Origin of the sequence: Micromonospora sp. WMMD723, from assembly GCF_049863385.1 — a bacterium.
Taxonomy (GTDB): Bacteria; Actinomycetota; Actinomycetes; order Mycobacteriales; family Micromonosporaceae; genus Micromonospora; species Micromonospora wenchangensis.
Window position 1 is genome coordinate 5,578,630 of sequence record NZ_JBMKNR010000001.1, and the last position, 15,577, is coordinate 5,594,206.

Annotated in this window: 13 protein-coding genes; 7 read left to right on the forward strand and 6 right to left on the reverse strand. The window is 75.1% G+C overall.

What is annotated here, in order from left to right; all coding sequences use genetic code 11:
• Positions 1-9: 9 nt before the first annotated feature.
• Entirely contained in the window at positions 10-2,025 is a 2,016-nt protein-coding gene (locus ACN261_RS24255) for a phage tail sheath family protein (RefSeq protein ID WP_421481944.1), read from the reverse strand.
• A gap of 355 nt (positions 2,026-2,380) precedes the next feature.
• Between ACN261_RS24255 and ACN261_RS24260 the strand changes: the two genes are divergently transcribed.
• From ACN261_RS24260 to ACN261_RS24270, 3 genes are all read left to right on the forward strand, one after another.
• On the forward strand, positions 2,381-3,121 hold the full coding sequence (locus ACN261_RS24260) for a YqjF family protein (protein ID WP_425852294.1): 741 nt from the start codon (positions 2,381-2,383) through the stop codon (positions 3,119-3,121).
• Between the two features lie 86 nt (positions 3,122-3,207).
• Positions 3,208-3,870 carry a HEAT repeat domain-containing protein gene (locus tag ACN261_RS24265; protein WP_421481946.1) on the forward strand — a complete coding sequence of 221 codons (663 nt, stop codon included), beginning with the start codon at positions 3,208-3,210 and terminating at the stop codon, positions 3,868-3,870.
• A gap of 4 nt (positions 3,871-3,874) precedes the next feature.
• Positions 3,875-4,888, forward strand: coding sequence for a HEAT repeat domain-containing protein (locus ACN261_RS24270; RefSeq protein ID WP_425852297.1), 1,014 nt, complete (start codon positions 3,875-3,877; stop codon positions 4,886-4,888).
• A 60-nt stretch (positions 4,889-4,948) separates the two neighbouring features.
• Here the strand turns inward: ACN261_RS24270 and ACN261_RS24275 are convergent, their stop codons facing one another.
• Positions 4,949-5,167 carry a hypothetical protein gene (locus ACN261_RS24275; RefSeq protein WP_425852300.1) on the reverse strand — a complete coding sequence of 73 codons (219 nt, stop codon included), beginning with the start codon at positions 5,165-5,167 and terminating at the stop codon, positions 4,949-4,951.
• A gap of 168 nt (positions 5,168-5,335) precedes the next feature.
• On the opposite strand from ACN261_RS24275, the gene ACN261_RS24280 reads away from it, so the two are divergent.
• The 3 genes from ACN261_RS24280 (at position 5,336) to ACN261_RS24290 (ending at position 8,399) form a co-directional block, all read left to right on the forward strand.
• Positions 5,336-6,562, forward strand: coding sequence for a sensor histidine kinase (locus ACN261_RS24280; RefSeq protein WP_425852302.1), 1,227 nt, complete (start codon positions 5,336-5,338; stop codon positions 6,560-6,562).
• 106 nt (positions 6,563-6,668) lie between these two features.
• Positions 6,669-7,799, forward strand: coding sequence for a DNA glycosylase AlkZ-like family protein (locus ACN261_RS24285; protein WP_425852303.1), 1,131 nt, complete (start codon positions 6,669-6,671; stop codon positions 7,797-7,799).
• A 3-nt stretch (positions 7,800-7,802) separates the two neighbouring features.
• On the forward strand, positions 7,803-8,399 hold the full coding sequence (locus ACN261_RS24290; RefSeq protein ID WP_425852305.1) for a GNAT family N-acetyltransferase: 597 nt from the start codon (positions 7,803-7,805) through the stop codon (positions 8,397-8,399).
• Positions 8,400-8,424: 25 nt separating this feature from the next.
• Here the strand turns inward: ACN261_RS24290 and ACN261_RS24295 are convergent, their stop codons facing one another.
• The 4 genes from ACN261_RS24295 to ACN261_RS24310 are packed head-to-tail and all read right to left on the reverse strand — an operon-like array spanning position 8,425 to position 11,826.
• A complete protein-coding gene (locus tag ACN261_RS24295) occupies positions 8,425-9,030 on the reverse strand; it encodes a response regulator transcription factor (protein WP_421481952.1) in 606 nt (201 codons plus the stop codon).
• Positions 9,027-10,178 carry a sensor histidine kinase gene (locus tag ACN261_RS24300; RefSeq protein ID WP_421481953.1) on the reverse strand — a complete coding sequence of 384 codons (1,152 nt, stop codon included), beginning with the start codon at positions 10,176-10,178 and terminating at the stop codon, positions 9,027-9,029. Before ACN261_RS24300 ends, ACN261_RS24295 begins: the two co-directional genes overlap by 4 nt.
• Positions 10,179-10,199: 21 nt before the next feature.
• The gene (locus tag ACN261_RS24305; RefSeq protein WP_421481954.1) at positions 10,200-10,931 is read right to left on the reverse strand and encodes an ABC transporter permease; all 732 of its coding nucleotides are present in this window, start codon (positions 10,929-10,931) and stop codon (positions 10,200-10,202) included.
• A gap of 1 nt (position 10,932) precedes the next feature.
• The gene (locus ACN261_RS24310; RefSeq protein WP_425852309.1) at positions 10,933-11,826 is read right to left on the reverse strand and encodes an ABC transporter ATP-binding protein; all 894 of its coding nucleotides are present in this window, start codon (positions 11,824-11,826) and stop codon (positions 10,933-10,935) included.
• A gap of 345 nt (positions 11,827-12,171) precedes the next feature.
• On the opposite strand from ACN261_RS24310, the gene ACN261_RS24315 reads away from it, so the two are divergent.
• Complete coding sequence (locus ACN261_RS24315) at positions 12,172-15,534, forward strand: M12 family metallo-peptidase (RefSeq protein WP_425852311.1); 3,363 nt, start codon at positions 12,172-12,174, stop codon at positions 15,532-15,534.
• Positions 15,535-15,577 lie beyond the last annotated feature (43 nt).

The window sequence follows — 15,577 nt, forward strand, 5'->3', positions numbered from 1 at the left end:
TCACACCTCTCAGGACGGGCTCTGGCCGGCGAGCTGCTGGATCCGCACGATGACGAACTCGGCGGGTTTGAGCGGGGCGAACCCGACGACCACGTTGACCACGCCGCGGTCCCGGTCGTCGCTGGTGGTGGTCTCCGCGTCGCACCGCACCAGGTACGCCTCCCGGGGCGTCCGCCCGGCGAACGCGCCCTTGCGGAACAGGTCCTGCATGAACGACGTCAGGTTCAGCCGTAGCTGCGACCAGAGCGGTTCGTCGTTGGGCTCGAAGACCGCCCACTGGGTGCCCCGGTAGACGCTCTCCTCGATGAACAGGGCGAGCCGGCGCACCGGCGTGTACTTCCACTGGCTGGCCAGCGCGTCCGCGCCGGCGGTGGTGCGGGCCCCCCAGTTGACCGTGCCGGTCACCGGGAAGGTGCGCAGGCAGTTGAGCCCCAACGGGTTGAGCACCCCGTTCTCGGCGTCGGTCAGCGGATAGACCAGGTTGGTCACCCCGCGCAGCTGCGCCTCGGTGCCGGCCGGCGCCTTCCACACGCCCCGCTCGGTGTCCTGCCGGGCGTACAGGCCGGCGAGGGTGCCGCCGGGGGCGACGGTGCGGGGCTGGAAGCCGTCGGTCGGGTCGGGGATACGCAGCCGGGGGAAGTGGGCCACCGCGTTGGGGCCCTTGACCCCGAGTTGGTTGATCCAGTCCAGGGCGCGCTCCGGGTCGTCCACCCCGGGCGGCGGGTCGACCAGCAGGACCGCCCGGCGGCGCTCGCAGAGGTCGTAGGCGGCCGACCAGACGGCCTCCGGGTCCAGCCCGTTGTCGATGGCGGCGGGGTCGCCGTGCCGGGCGCGGGTGGCGTCGGGGATGCAGAGCAGGTTGAACAGGTCGGTCTTGAGCAGCGCGTAGATGCCGGTGTAGGCGGCCTCGCTGCCGATCAGCGCGCCGGTGCCGGGCAGGGTGGTGCCGTCGGAGCCGGTGACCAGGTCGCCCTGACCGAGCCGCTTGACGCCCAGCGGGCTGAACCGGCCGACGTTGGCGGTCGTCCCGGCCAGGCCCAGCAGGGCAGCGCCGTCGGCGACGTCACCGGAGGGGGAGACACCCGCGACGGTGAAGGCCGCGTCGACCGCCGCCGGGGCGACCACCGCGTCGACGTCACCGAGGACGCGCAACCCGCCGGCGGCGGTGGGGACCACCCGTACCCGCAGGCCGGCCGCGCCGTCGGCGGCGCCCAGCGCGGTGTTGACCTTCCGTTGCAGCAGCGCGGCCACCCCGGCGGGGGAGGACGGCAACCGCTCGCCCTTGTCCAGCACGGTCACGGTCACCGGGGCGACCGCCGGCACGGTCTTGGCCGGGTCGTTCGGGTCCGGCTTGGTGGGCCGGTCGGGTTGCACGGTGAGCCGGTAGTTCTTCGCCGCGTCGACGGTGGGGGTGCCGAGAGCGGTGCCGACCGTGCCGCTGGGCACCGGCCGGCCCGCCCCGGAGGCCCCGGCGCGCGCCCGGACCAGCGCCGAACCCCGGTCCGGGTCGTTGAGCAGGGCCACCGCGTACGCGGCGCTGGCCGGGTCGGCGGACAGTCCGGTGAACCGTTCGGTGTCGCCGGTGGCGGTGTCGGTGACGGTGAGGTTGAACGACTTGGCGTCGGTGACGCCGTCGTGGTCGACGTCGACGAGCAGGCCGCTGCCCCACGCGCCGGTGCTCGTCGCGTCCAGCAGCAGCGCGGACTTCGCCCCGGCGCCGACCTTGTCCAGCAGGGTCACCGAGGCGGCCCGGGCGTCGGCGCGGGGCACCCGCACGACCAGGGCGGCGGCCCCGCCGTTGCGGAAGAACTGTTGCACGGCCAGGCTGAGTTCGGAGTCGCGGTCGACCCCGCCGAACCGGCGTTCGAACTCGCCGAAGGTGTTGACCCGGACGGCACGGTGCTCCGGTCCGGTCCGCACGTACCCGACGAAGGCGGTCACCCCGGTCGCCACGCCGATCACGGGGCGGACGGAACTCGCGACTTCCTCGATGTACACGCCGGGATAGGTCGGGGTGACGGGCATGACTACCTCGTCTCGCAGTGGCGGGTCGGCTGATGTCACACTCCGCTCACCCCGCACCCGCCTCTAGCGGGCACCCGACTACGCCGCGTCAACTACCCGACATCCCCGACCGCCCGTTCCCCGGTCGGACATCGACGCGCCGGACCGGTCCGGCGCCCAGGCTGTCGCGGGTGGACGTGCGGTGAGGTGCCCGTGGCGTCGGCTGGTGCCGTCCGCCGACGGGGCAAGCCATTTTTCCTGGACAGGCGGATCCCTCTTTCTGGACGGGGTGGATCCGGCGTCCCCCGCCGCCGGGGGGAGCGGCCCGACAGGCCGACCACCTGACCGGCTGGCGGCGGCGCAGCAGGATGGGTGCGTGCCGATCGAGCCCGTCGCCCCCGCGCCCGCCCCGACGTTCCGCCGTACGCTGCTGCGCCAGCGGTGGGCGGACCTGACGTTCCTGCACTGGGCGGTCGCCCCGGAACTCGTCGCGCCGCTGCTGCCGGCCGGCACCCGTCCGGACACCCTCGACGGAACCACCTACGTCGGACTGATCGGCTTCCGGATGGTCGGCCTCGGTTTCGGCAGGGGGCCGGCCCTGCCGTACCTGGGGACGTTCCGGGAGACCAACGTGCGGCTCTACTCGGTCGACCCCACCGGTCGGCGGGCCGTGGTGTTCCGTTCCCTCGACGCGTCCCGGCTGATCCCGGTGCTGGTCGCCCGGCTCACCCTGGGGCTGCCGTACCTGTGGTCGGCGATGCGGGTGGACCACGACGGTGACCTGCGCAGCTACCGGTGTCGTCGGCGCTGGCCGGGGCCGGTCGGGACGACCAGCGAGATGGTGGTCCGGGTGGGCGCGCCGATCCGCCGGCCGACCCCGGTGGAGCATTTCCTCACCGCCCGGTGGGGCCTGCACACCCGGGCGTACGGGCGCACCCGGCACGTGCCGAACTGGCATCCGCAGTGGCCGTTGCACCGGGCCGAGCTGCTGCACCTGGACGACGAACTGGTCACCGCCGCCGGGCTGCCGACGCCGACCGGCCCGCCGGTCAGCGTGCTGTACTCACCCGGCGTGCCGGTCCGGTTCGGTGCACCTGCCGCCCTGCGCGCCCGGTGACCCCACCGGGTCGGGCGGACGCGGCGGGCCGCCGGTTGACCCTGACACGGTGTCAGGGTCGACACTGCGTCGGGGAGGTGGTCCGGATGACCAGGTCGGATGCGGACATGACGCGGGCACTGCGGGGGCTGGCGGGTGGGGACCCGTCGGTGCGGCTGCGGGCGGCGCTGGCGATCGGCACCACCCCCGACCCGGCGTTCGTCGACCCGCTCGTCGCCCGCTGCGCGACCGAACCGGACTTCTCCGTCCGCGAGATGCTGACCTGGGCGCTCACCCGTCACCCGCCGGAGGCGACGGTGCCCCGGCTCGTCGCCGCCCTGGGGTCGACCCGGGCACAGGCCCGCAGCCAGGCGTTGCACACGCTGTCCAAGATCGGGGACCGGCGGGCCTGGCCGGCGGTCACCCGGGCCCTGTTGACCGATCCCGACGACGAGGTGGCGCGCAGCGCCTGGCGGGCGGCGGTCGCCCTGGTGCCCGAGGGCGCGGAGTCCGGACTGGCCGAGGTGCTGGCCACCCAGCTCGGGCGGGGTGACCAGGCGACGTGGCTGAGCCTCAGCCGGGCGTTGGCCACCCTCGGCGAGGCCGGCACGACGGTCCTGCATGCCGCCGGGACGCACCCGGACCCCCGGGTACGCGCCCACGCCGCCGCCACGCGGCGGCTGGTGCGCGACCCGGACGCCGGATTCGAGTTCTCCCTCGGGGAGGCGACGCGCGTCGTGGCTCTCGGCGGGACCGGCGGGCCGGGGTGAGGCGGTGCTGATCGGCGAGGTGTCACGGCGCTGCGGCGTCAGCGTCCGGATGCTCAGGCACTACGAGTCGCTCGGACTGCTCCGACCGACCGGTCGTACCGGCGTCGGCTACCGCGACTACTCCGACGCGGACCTTCGACGGATCTTCCACATCGAGAGCCTGCGCTCGCTGGGGTTGCCGCTGCGGGCGGTGGGACGGGCGCTCGACGACCCCGCCTTCACCCCTGCGGAACTCGTCGACGACCTCATCCGGCAGACGCGGGCGCGGATCGCCGCGGAGCGGGAGCTGCTCACCCGCCTGCGGCGGATCGACGCCGCCGGGCCCGCCGACTGGCAGGACGTCCTGCAGGTGGTCGCGCTCCTGCGGGACCTGGGCTCACCGCGCGCGGACCAGCGTCAGCGTGCGGCGCTGGCCTCGGTCGGTGAGGTGCCGGTGCCGGTGGAGGCGCTGGTCGCGGCGGCGCTGGACGAGGCCGACCCGAACGTCGCCGGGGCGCTGCGCTGGGCGCTGGCCCGCGCGGGCGTCGACGCCCTGCCCCTGCTGGCGGAGGGGCTCGGCGCACCCGCGGCCGAGGTGCGGGAACGTGCCGTCCGGGCCGTCGTCGAGATCCCGGGTGGGGACGCCACCGCGCTGCTCCGCGACGCCCTGCGCCATCCGGACCCCGTGGTCGGCAGGTGCGCGGCGCTGGCGCTGGGCAGTCGTGGCGAGCCCGCCGCCGTGCCGATCCTCATCGACATGATCGTCGCCCAGGTGAACGACGTCGACGCCGCCGACGCGCTCAGCGTGCTGGCGACCGATCCCGCCACGGCGGACCGGATCGCCGCCCGCCTGATCGAGCTGCTCACCGGGGGCGACGCCGGGGCGTCGGCGCGCGGCCGGCTGGTCCAGGCGCTCGCGGGTATCCCGGGGGACACGACGTCCCGGGCCCTGGCCGGGCTGACCGGGGACGACGACCGGGCCGTCGCGCTCACCGCACGCTACCTGCTCACCCTGCGCACCGCCCCCGACGGCCGCTGAACGCCGGCCGGGGGCGGGCCGACCGGTGGCCCCTCCCCGGCCCGGCGTCCCGGGCGTCGGTCACCGGGCGCGGCGGTGCCGGGCGACCAGCGTCCCGGCGCAGAGCACCGCCAGCAGGCCGCAGGCGGAGCCGGCCCACTGGTTGTCCAGCACGGTCGTCAGCGCCGCGTTGGCGGCGAGGCTGACGGCCAGCACCACCCACAGCAGCGGGCGGAGCCGGTCGGTCGCCGGGTGCGTCGGGTCGGCCGGGGCGTCGGCGACACGGTACGGATCGGTCATGGCTGCCTCCTCGGTGGCGGGTGTTCGACCAGTTCGACGCTAGGCGCGAGGGTGGGTCGGGCACGATCCCGCCAGCACGACCGGCGCTGGTACAGCAGGCGCTACTTTCCGCACCGACGGTGCCGGGCCGGCCGTCCGGTGGCCTATGTTGGCGCGGGAGGTCTTCCGATGACACACCTGCGGGACCGGGTCCGTGCCTCGGTCGACGCCCTCGAACACCTGGTCGGTGGGCTCGGCACCGCACTGCTGGCGTTGGCCGCGCTGCTCTGGGCGGTGTTCGTCGCGGCGACCTGCCTGGTCTGGGTGGGACTGCCGGCGGCACCCGGCGCGCTGCGGGCGGTACGCGCGGTGGCCGACCGGGAGCGGGCCCGGCTGTCCCGCTGGGGCGCGACGATCCCCGCTCCGGGCCCGGTGCCGGCCGAGCTGCGGGTGGCGGTGCGTGACCCGTTCGTCCGCCGGGAACTCGGCTGGGTCGCGCTGCACGCGGTCACCGGCCTGACCGGCGGACTACTCGGCCTGGCCCTGCCGCTCTACGCCGTGCAGGACCTCACGTTCCCGCTGTGGTACCGGCTGCTGCCGCCCGGGGCCGGCGCGCCAGGGATCGTCTGGTGGCGCGTCGAGGGGCTGGCCGACGCGCTGCTGGTCGGCCTGCTCGGTCTCGGCTGGCTGGCCGCCACGGTCGCGTTCGGTCCGGTGCTGGCCCGCCTGCAGGCCCGGCCGGGCCGGTGGCTGCTGCCCCCACCGCCGGGCTTCGACCTGTCACTGCGGGTCGCCGAGCTGACCGCCACCCGGGCCGCGGCGCTGGACGCCCACGCGGTCGAACTGCGCCGCATCGAACGCTCCCTGCACGACGGCACCCAGAACCGGTTGGTCGCGGTCAGCGTGCTGCTGGGGGCGGCCCGCCGGGCGGTGCGGCGGGACCCGGCCCGGGCCGACGAGATCCTCGGGCAGGCGCAGGACGCGGCGGAACAGGCGCTCGGTGAGCTGCGTACGGTGGTGCGGGGCATCCTGCCGCCCGTGCTGGACGACCGGGGCCTCACCGGTGCCCTGGCCGGCCTGGCCGGCGGCTGCGCGGTGCCCTGCCACCTCACCGTCGACGTGCCGGTCCGCTGCGCCGTCTCGGTGGAGGCCACCGCCTACTTCGTGGTGGCGGAGGCGTTGACCAACGTGGTCCGGCACAGCGGCGCCGGCCGGGTCGACGTGACCGTCCGTCGCGAGCAGGACCGGCTGCTGGTGACCGTCACCGACGACGGGCACGGCGACGCCGACGAGGGCGGCGGCTCGGGGCTGACCGGCATCCGTCGACGGGTCGGGGCGTACGACGGCCGGATGACGCTGACCAGCCCAGCGGGCGGACCGACGAGACTGGAGGTGGAGTTGCCGTGCGGATCGTGATCGCCGCCGGTGTCCGCCGACGAGCGGGGCGTCACGGACGCGCCGAAGCTCTCGAGGCCGGGTGTGACTGACAGGCATTGTCGGGGGTGGCACCTAGGCTGGTGGGATGATCGACCGCCGTCAGGTGATGCAGTTCCGGGTCGGGGCGCAGCAGCTCGACCGGGCCGAGGGCACCCCGGCGGACACCGCCGTACTCGACATCGGGGTGCAGGACACCGGCCCGGACGGCGGCCGGTGGGCCCTGGCGCTGCGCGGGGTCGAGGTGACGGCACCGGTCGCGGACGACCTGATCCTGCTCTGGACCGTCCGCGGCGCGCCGCATCTCTACCGTCGCGCCGACGTGGCCGAGGTGGCGGGGGCGGTCGCGCCGTACTCCGACGCGGACGCGGGCAAACGCCTCTACGACGCGGCCCGGCCGCTGAAGGCCGCCGGCATCGGCAACCTGGCCGCCCTCGACGAGGTGGCGGCGCGGATGCGGGCGGTGGTCACCACCCCGACGGTCAAGGGCGACGTCTCGGGGCGGCTGGCCGAGCTGCTGCCCGAGCCCTACCTGCGGTTCTGCCGTCCCTGCGCCGCCACCCACCTCTACGAGATGCCGTTCCGGCTGGCGGCCGTGCGGGCCGGGCTGGAGCTGCGCCCCGGCACCTCGCCACCGGTCCTGCACCGCATCCCCGGATTCACCCGGGCCGCCCCGCCCGGCGACCGGTTCGACCTGGTCCGCGCCTACCTGCGGCTGCTCGGCCCGGCCACCCCCAAGCAGGTCGCCGACTACCTCGACGCCCCGGTCCGGGACGTGCGGGCCCGCTGGCCGCAGGACGTGGTCGAGGTACGGGTCGACGGGGAGGCCCGCTCGCTGCTCGCCGCCGACGAGCCGGCGCTCGCCGCTGCCGCCGACACCACGGCCGTGCGCCTGCTCGGCCCGTTCGACCTGTTCCTGCAGGCGCGGGACCGGGCGACCCTGGTGCCGGACGCGGCCCACGCCAAGCAGTTGTGGCCGGTGCTGGGCCGCCCCGGGGCCGTCCTGGCCGGCGGTGAGATCGTCGGCACCTGGCGGCCCCGTAAGGCCGGCCGGACGCTGACGCTCGCCGTCCAGCCGTGGCGCAGGCTGTCCGCCGCCGTCCACGACGGCATCGTCGCGCAGGCGCAACGCCTCGCCGCGCACCGTGGCCTCGCCCGGGTCGACGTCGACGTCGACGGGCGGCGTTTGACACCGGCCCACGGCACCGGGGGAGGATGAGGCGTGCGGGTCCCTCTCTCGACGCCACCGGCGATTCCCGCCGGGGCCCTCGCCGCCGGTGCGCAGCCGACCCTCGCCGCGCCGGGGGGCCTGCTCCTGCGTCCCTGGGAGCCGTCCGACGCCCCGGTGTTCCTGGCCGCCTACCGGGATCCGGAGATCCGGCACTGGCACACCCGTCATCCGGCCTCCGAGAGTCAGGTCCAGGAGTGGTTCGAGGGCTACCGCCGGGCCTGGGCGGGGGAGACCGGCGCCAGTTGGGCGGTGACCCGCGACGGCGTCGAGGTGCTCGGCCGCATCGCCCTGACCGGCATGGATCTCGACGACGGTGTCGCCGGGTGCGCGTACTGGGTGCTTCCCGCCGCCCGCCGGGCGGGGGTGGCCTCCCGGGCGTTGACGGCGCTGGCCGGCTGGGCGCTGGACGGGGCGGGCTTCCACCGGCTGCACCTGGACCACTCGACCCGCAACGTCGCCTCCTGCCGGACCGCGCTGCGCGCCGGGTTCCGGCTGGAGGGCACCAAACGCAGCGACGCCGTGCACGCCGACGGTCGGCACGACATGCACCTGCACGCCCGCATCCGGGGCGATCGGCCGGCCGGCTGACCCCGGCACCCCGGGCCAGGGCCGGTCAGAGCCAGCCGTTGGCGCGGGCGGTGTGGGCCGCCTCGATCCGGTTGCGGGTGCCCGTCTTGCCGATCGCAGCCGACAGGTAGTTGCGGACCGTGCTCTCCGACAGGTGCAGCCGGGCGGCGACGTCAGCCACCGTGGCACCGTCCACGGCGGCGACGAGCACCTCCCGTTCCCGTTCGGTGAGCGGGTTCGGGCCGGTCGCCAGGGCCGCCGCCGCCAGCGCCGGATCGATCACCCGCTCACCGGCCAGCACCCGCCGGACCGCCACCGCCAACTCCTCCACCGGTCCGTCCTTGACCAGGAAGCCCCGCGCCCCGGCCTCCATCGCCCGGCGCAGGTAGCCGGGTCGCCCGAACGTGGTGAGGATCAGGACCCGGCAGGAGGGCAGTTGCCGCCGCAACGCCGCTGCGGTGTCCAGCCCGCTGCCGGCGGGCATCTCGATGTCCAACAGGGCCACGTCGGGGCGGACCCGCAGGGCCGCCGCCAACGCGGCGGTGCCGGTGCCGGCCTCGGCCACCACCTCCATGTCGGGTTCGAGGTTGAGCAGCAGGGCCAGTGCGCCGCGCATCATGCCCTGGTCCTCGGCGAGCAGCAGCCGGATCATCCGCGCGCCGCCCCGTCCGGGCCGGTGGGAATCCGGGCGGTGAGCCGCACACCGCCGCCACGGACGGAGGTGACGTGCAGCTCCCCGCCCGCCCGTGCGAGCCGTTCGGTGAGACCCCGCAGGCCGTTGCCCGGCTCGACCCGGCCGCCGACACCGTCGTCGCCGATGGTCAGCACCGACTCCTCGGCGTCGACGCGCACCTCGATCTCGCAACGCGACGCGTGGCTGTGCCGCAGCACGTTCGTCACTCCTTCCCGCAGCACCCAGCCGAACGCGTCGTCCGCCTCCACCGGCAGCGGCCGACCGGGTTGCCGCACGGTGACGGTGATTCCGCCGTCGGCGAGGGCGGTCCGGGCACCGTCCAGTTCCCGACCGAAGCTCCGGTCCCGGTAACCGGTGACCGCCTCGCGCACCTCGGCGAGCGCGGTACGGCCGATGCGCTCGATGTCCCGGGCCTCGGCCGCTGCCCGCGCCGGATCGGCCGGGGCGAGCCGGCGCACCACCTCCGCCTTCACCACCACGAGTGACAGTGTGTGGCCGAGCAGATCGTGCAGGTCCCGGGCGAACCGTAGCCGCTCCTGCTCGACCGCCGTCCGGGCCAGCTCCTGCTGGGTGCGGCGCAGCTCCGCCACCAGTCGGGCCGTCCGGGTGAACGCCAGGGTCATGGCGCCTGCCAGCACCGTGATCAGTGCCGAGGCGGCGATGTCACCGACCGGCACCCGGTGCGCCAGCCCGATCGTCAGGACGGCAGCGGCACTGCCGCCGACCCAGGCGAACCCCCGGCTCGGCCGGACCAGCCCGACCGCACCGGCCGTCGCGACGTACGTCAGCAGGATCAGCCAGCCCTCCGGGCCGCCGGCGTACGCGCCCGCGAGGCCCACCCCGAGCGCCGCGAACACCAGCAGGCCGAGGTGGAACAGCACGGGCGGCACCACCAGGTCGGCCACCGGCACCGCCACCAGCGCGAGGTAGAGCAGCGCGAAGGTGACCAGCCCGGCCGCCGCGACCGCCGTCGGGCGTACCTGCCCGTGGGCGATCGCGGTGGACGGTGGCAGCAGCAGCCAGAACCAGAGCGTGTGCGACGCCACCAGCAGCAATCCCCGTCGGCGGCGGCCGGTGGCGGGAGCCGCGATCGTGGCACCGGACATGGTCGACACCGTAGCGGGATCTCAGCGACGCGCGGTCGACCGGCGGTACGCCACCGCGGCGAGCACGCCGAAGGCCACCGTCCAGCCGGCGAGCACCGCCAGTCCGGTCGGTTCGGGGGCCAGGCCGGCCGCCGTACGCCAGCCGAGTTCGGCGAACCGGTACGTCGGCAGCGTGTGCGCCAGGTGCCGCAGCAGGTCGGGGAAGTACTCCGCCGGCACCAGCAGTCCGCCGAGCACCGACAGGCTGAGGAAGGCGAGGAAGTTGACCGGCTGGGCGAGCTGCGGGGTGAGGCCGTACCCGATGGCGAGCCCGAGCAGCGCGAACGGCACCGTGCCCACCCACATCAGCACCAGCAGGGCCGCCCACCTGCCGGCGGGTAGCTCGACGTGGTGCTGGAGGCGGCCGGCGATGCCCACCGCGACCAGCGACGGCACCCCGCTCACGGTGCTGACCAGGGCCTTCACCGCGACCACCCGGCGGGGGGACAGCGGGGTGACCCGCAGTTGGTGCAGCCAGCGCACCGCGCGTTCCTGGGCCACCGACGAGCCCACCGAGAGCACCCCGGCCATCGCGCCGTAGCCGGCCAGGCCGACCATGAGCGCGGCGGCGGCGGTGACGCCCTCCAGCCGGTCGCCCGCCGGAAGCAGGCCCGAGAAGATCACGTAGGTGACGACCGGCCCCAGCACGGTGAACAGCGCCAGCCGCGGCTCCCGGGCCAGGCGACGTAGCTCGAAGCGCAGATAGGCGCGCATGTCAGTGGTTCCCTTCTGCGGCGGTGAGGGTGAGGAAGGCCGCCTCCAGCCCGACGCCGGTGACCTCCAGGCCCCGGAAACCCCGGTCGGCGGCCAGCGCCAGCACGGTGGCGTCGGCGTCGTCGGTGGCGAGCGCCACCCGACCGCCCCGGACCTGCACCGACCGGACGCCGGGCAGCAGGTCGAGGCCCGCCACCGACCCGTCGGCGAGGTCGAAGGCCACCGTACGACCGCCGGCCACCGCCCGGATCTCGGCGGGCGGGCCGTCGGCCACCACCCGCCCGCCGGCCAGCAGCACCACCCGGTCGGCGTGCTCGTCGGCCTCGTGCAGGTGGTGGGTGCTGAACAGGACGGTGTGACCGTCGGCGGCGTACCGGCGGATCGCCGTCCAGAACGCCTGCCGGGCGGCGACGTCCAGCGCCGCGCCGGGCTCGTCCAGGACCAGCAGGTCCGGGTCACCGGCCAACGCGAAGGCGAACCGCGCCCGCTGCGTCTCGCCGCCGGAGAGCCGGTCCAGCCGGCGGTCGGCCAGGTCGGTCAGCCCGGCCAGCGCGAGCACCCGGGCGGTGTCCAGCGGCCGCGGATACAGCCCCCGGGCGAGGGCGACCAGGTCCCGCACGGTGGCACCGGGGACGAAACCGGCGTCCTGCACCATCGCCCCGACCTGGCCGGCCCGGACCGCCTCGCCCGGCGACCGGCCGAACAGCGTCACCGTTCCGGCGTCGGGTGGGGCGAGGCCGAGCAGGAGCGAGAGGGTGGTCGTCTTGCCGGCGCCGTTGGGGCCGAGCAGGGCGACCGTGCTGCCCGACGCGATGGTCAGGTCGATCCCGTCGACGGCCCGGACGGGGCCGAACCGCCGGGTGAGCCCGGTCAGGCGTACCGCGGTGTCATCCATGCCCGTCACGCTAGGCAGCCGGGGCTGCCGGGGGCAGAGCCGGCGATACCCGTCCGGCCAGGACAAATGTCCCGGCCGTGCCCGCGTCGGCGGGCCGGTGTCGCCCCGCTATGGTCAGCGGTCGTCCGACCACGACGCACCCGGTCCCTGGTCACCTGCCGACCGCACCGGGCTCCACCGAGGACCGCTTACACCGCCGTGCTTCGCCGCCGCGTCGACTTTACGGATGATGTCTGTCGACAGGGGACCCGTCATAGCGTGGGCTTCCCGGGACAGCCCGGCGTGGCCCACGAACGCCACGCCATCCGGCCCGTTCCCCATACCTGGTGAAGTGAGGCCCACTCGATGACGGTTCCACCCCCCGATCCCGCTGGTCGCGGCCGCCGCCGACTGGCCGGGCTGTGCGCCGCGGTGCTGGTCGCCACCGCGCTGCCGCTGACCGGCGGTACCGCGGCGGTCGCCGCGCCGGCCGACTCCGGCCCCTGGCGGCAGCTGCCGAGCGAGCCGTCGGCCAACGCCCGGGACGGGCGTACCCCCGACATCCGCGCCGAGCGGTTCGCCGCCTACACCCTCGACCGGGGCGCGTTGGCCGGCACCCTGGCCGACGCCCCGGCCGAGCGGGCCGGCAACGCCCGACGGTCGCAGCCGGCGCTGACCGTCGCGCTGCCCACCCCCACCGGGGGCTTCCAGCGGTTCGCCCTGGTCGACTCGCCGGTGATGGAGCCGGGGCTCGCCGCCCGGCACCCCGAGATCAGCACGTACGTCGGTCGGGGCCTGGACGACCCGACGGCGACCATCCGCGCCGACCTGACCCCGCTGGGCTTCCACGCCTCGGTCCGGTCGACCGGCGGCAGCTGGTACCTCGACCCGTACTACCACGGCGACCAGAGCGTCTACGCCAGCTACTACGCCCGTGACCTGGTCGACACCGACCCGGCCATGGTGGAGCGGGAGGACGTCGCGGCGGCGGCCGGGGCGCTGTCGCCGGAGGTGGCCGCGGACGAGCCGGCGGGCCCGCCGGTCACCCTGCGCACCTACCGGCTGGCCCTGGTCACCGACCCGTCGTACGCCACCTTCTTCGGTGCGGAGAACGTCACCGCGGCGAAGGTGACCCTGATCAACCGGGTCACCCAGATCTACGAGGACGAGACGGCGATCCGGTTGGTGCTGGTCAACGACACCGACAAGACCAACCTGAACACCGCCGCCCTGGCCACCGAGCCGAACGGGCCGTGCGGCGCGGCGGCCTGCTACACGCCGACACAGATCTCGTCGTGCACCAGCTCGCTGCTCAACCGCAACCGGATCGTGCTCGGCCAGCTCGTCGGCGCGGGCAACTACGACGTCGGGCACATCGGCCTGGGCCTGCCCGGTGGCGGCGTCGCCGGCCTCGGCGTGGTCGGCCTGGACGGCAAGGCGCGCGGCTGCACCGGCCTGCCCACCCCGGTCGGTGACTTCTACGCCGTCGACTACGTGGCGCACGAGATCGGCCACCAGTTCGCCGGCAACCACACCTTCAACGGCACCCAGTACAACTGCTCCGGCAGCAACCGCAGCGCCGCCAACTCCTACGAGCCGGGCAGCGGCTCGTCGATCATGGCGTACGCGGGCATCTGCCAGCAGGACAACCTCCAGCCGCACAGCGACCCGTACTGGTCGCAGCGCAGCTACACCGAGATCAGCACGTTCGTCACCGGCACCCGGCCGGCGCTCAACGAGGTGCAGACCGTCTCGCTGTCCGGCTTCGACACCGACGGCGACGCGTTCAGCCTCAGCTACGCGGGGCAGTCCTCGGTGCCGATCGTGCGCGGCGGCAACTACACCGCCGCCGGGATCAAGGCGGCCATCGAGGCGATCGCCGGCTGGCCGGCCGGTGCCACCGTCACCGTGTCGGCCTTCGGCGGGCTCGGTGCGCCGAACGACACCGGCTTCCAGGTCACCTTCGGTGCGGGCCCGCTGGCCGGGGTCGACGTGTCGTCGCTCGGTCTCACCGACACCGTCGGGACGACCGGCTTCGTCGGTGAGACCGCCCGGGGCGGCGCGGCCGGCAACAACGGTTTCCAGACCGCGCAGACCGGCAACCGGGCCCCCGTGGTCACCGTGCCGGCGGCGGCGCACACCATCCCGGCGCGGACCCCGTTCGCGCTGACCGGTAGCGCCACCGACGCCGACGGGGACACCGTCAGCTACCTGTGGGAGCAGAACGACCGGGGCGGCAGCACCGGCACCGCGCTGGTCAACAACACCAAGACCAACGGGCCGCTGTTCCGGCAGTTCGGCGAGGCGGCGGCGGTCAGCCCCACCGACACCCTGGAGTACCACTCGCCGGGGGAGAACGCGGTGACCACCGATCCGACCCGGCACTTCCCCGACCTGGCCCAGATCGCGGCGAACAACACCAACGCCGCCACCGGGGCCTGCCCGGCCGCGCCGGCCCCACCGGCCACCGGCGGGGCGAGCAACGTGCCCGCCGCGACGGTGGACTGCTACTCGGAGTTCCTGCCCACCGCCGACTGGGTCGGCGTGACCAACGACCGGACCCTGCACTTCCGGCTCACCGGCCGGGACCACCACCCGGGCGGCGGTGGCATCGGCAGCGCCGACGTGGCGTTGACCCTCGCCCCGGCGGCCGGCCCGTTCCTGGTCACCTCGCAGGCGACGCCGACGGCCCACCTGGGCGGCGGCACCATGCCCGTCACCTGGGACGTGGCCGGCACGGACACCGCCCCGATCAGTGTGGGCGAGGTGCGCATCTCGCTGTCCACCGACGGCGGGGCGACCTTCCCGCACGTGCTGGCCGAGAGCGTGCCGAACACCGGCGCCGCGACGGTGACCCTGCCGAACGTGGACACCGCCCGGGGCCGGTTGAAGATCGAGGCGGTCGGCAACGTCTTCTTCGACCTCAGCGACGCCGACCTCACCATCACCCGGGTCCGCGCGGCCACCGTCACCTACACCGGTGACGCCCTGGCCGCCCCGGTGGACGACGCCGACACGACAGGCGTGCTGCTGCGGGCCACCGTCCTCGGTGGCGGCGGTGACGTCCGCAACGCGACGGTGACCTTCACCGAGGGCGACGAGACCCTCTGCACGGCGGTCGCGACGCCGTTCGGCGCGGCGGCGGACGACGGCTCGGCCAGTTGCCGTGCCGTGCTGCCGCACGGCGCGCACCCGGTCACCGCCACGGTGTCGGGGGCGTACACCGGCAGCGTGACGGCCACCGTCACGGTGGCCGGCGGGTACGGCCGGACGGTCGCCGGCTCGGGCTACCTGAAGGGCGGGGCCACCGCCGGTGGTTATCCGCTCGACGACGACCGGCGCATCGAGGTGACCCTGGACGGCCGGATCAACAACGGCAAGAAGCTGGTCGGCAGCGCGAAGGTCGGCTACAAGTCGGGCGGCAAGCGGTACAAGTTCCAGAGCACCGCGCTGGAGTCGTTCGGTGTCGCGGTGGCCGGTGAAGCGGTCGCCGACCTGCGCTACCAGGTCACCCTGTACGACATCTCCACCGCACAGAACCCGGTCCCGGTGGCCACCGGGCTGACCATGCGGGTGACCGCCACCGACCGGGGCGAGCCGGGCCGGCGCGACGGGGTCGGCATCACCGTCTGGGACGGTGACCGGTTGCTCTTCTCGTCGGACTGGACCGGCGCGTCGACCCGGGAGAGCACCCTGACCGCCTCCGGCGGCAACCTCACCATCGGCTGACCAGGCGCACCGCGACACCCGGCGTCCTTCCCCGCCCACCGGG

Bases quoted from the DNA above. Each gene is read 5' to 3' on its own strand.
- ACN261_RS24315 (WP_425852311.1), top strand. From the start codon at position 12,172: ATGACGGTTCCACCCCCCGATCCCGCTGGTCGCGGCCGCCGCCGACTG.
- ACN261_RS24265 (WP_421481946.1), top strand. From the start codon at position 3,208: ATGACCAGGTCGGATGCGGACATGACGCGGGCACTGCGGGGGCTGGCG.
- ACN261_RS24275 (WP_425852300.1), bottom strand. From the start codon at position 5,167: ATGACCGATCCGTACCGTGTCGCCGACGCCCCGGCCGACCCGACGCAC.
- ACN261_RS24285 (WP_425852303.1), top strand. From the start codon at position 6,669: ATGATCGACCGCCGTCAGGTGATGCAGTTCCGGGTCGGGGCGCAGCAG.
- ACN261_RS24280 (WP_425852302.1), top strand. From the start codon at position 5,336: ATGACACACCTGCGGGACCGGGTCCGTGCCTCGGTCGACGCCCTCGAA.
- ACN261_RS24305 (WP_421481954.1), bottom strand. From the start codon at position 10,931: ATGCGCGCCTATCTGCGCTTCGAGCTACGTCGCCTGGCCCGGGAGCCG.
- ACN261_RS24255 (WP_421481944.1), bottom strand. From the start codon at position 2,025: ATGCCCGTCACCCCGACCTATCCCGGCGTGTACATCGAGGAAGTCGCG.
- ACN261_RS24295 (WP_421481952.1), bottom strand. From the start codon at position 9,030: ATGATCCGGCTGCTGCTCGCCGAGGACCAGGGCATGATGCGCGGCGCA.
- ACN261_RS24300 (WP_421481953.1), bottom strand. From the start codon at position 10,178: ATGTCCGGTGCCACGATCGCGGCTCCCGCCACCGGCCGCCGCCGACGG.
- ACN261_RS24310 (WP_425852309.1), bottom strand. From the start codon at position 11,826: ATGGATGACACCGCGGTACGCCTGACCGGGCTCACCCGGCGGTTCGGC.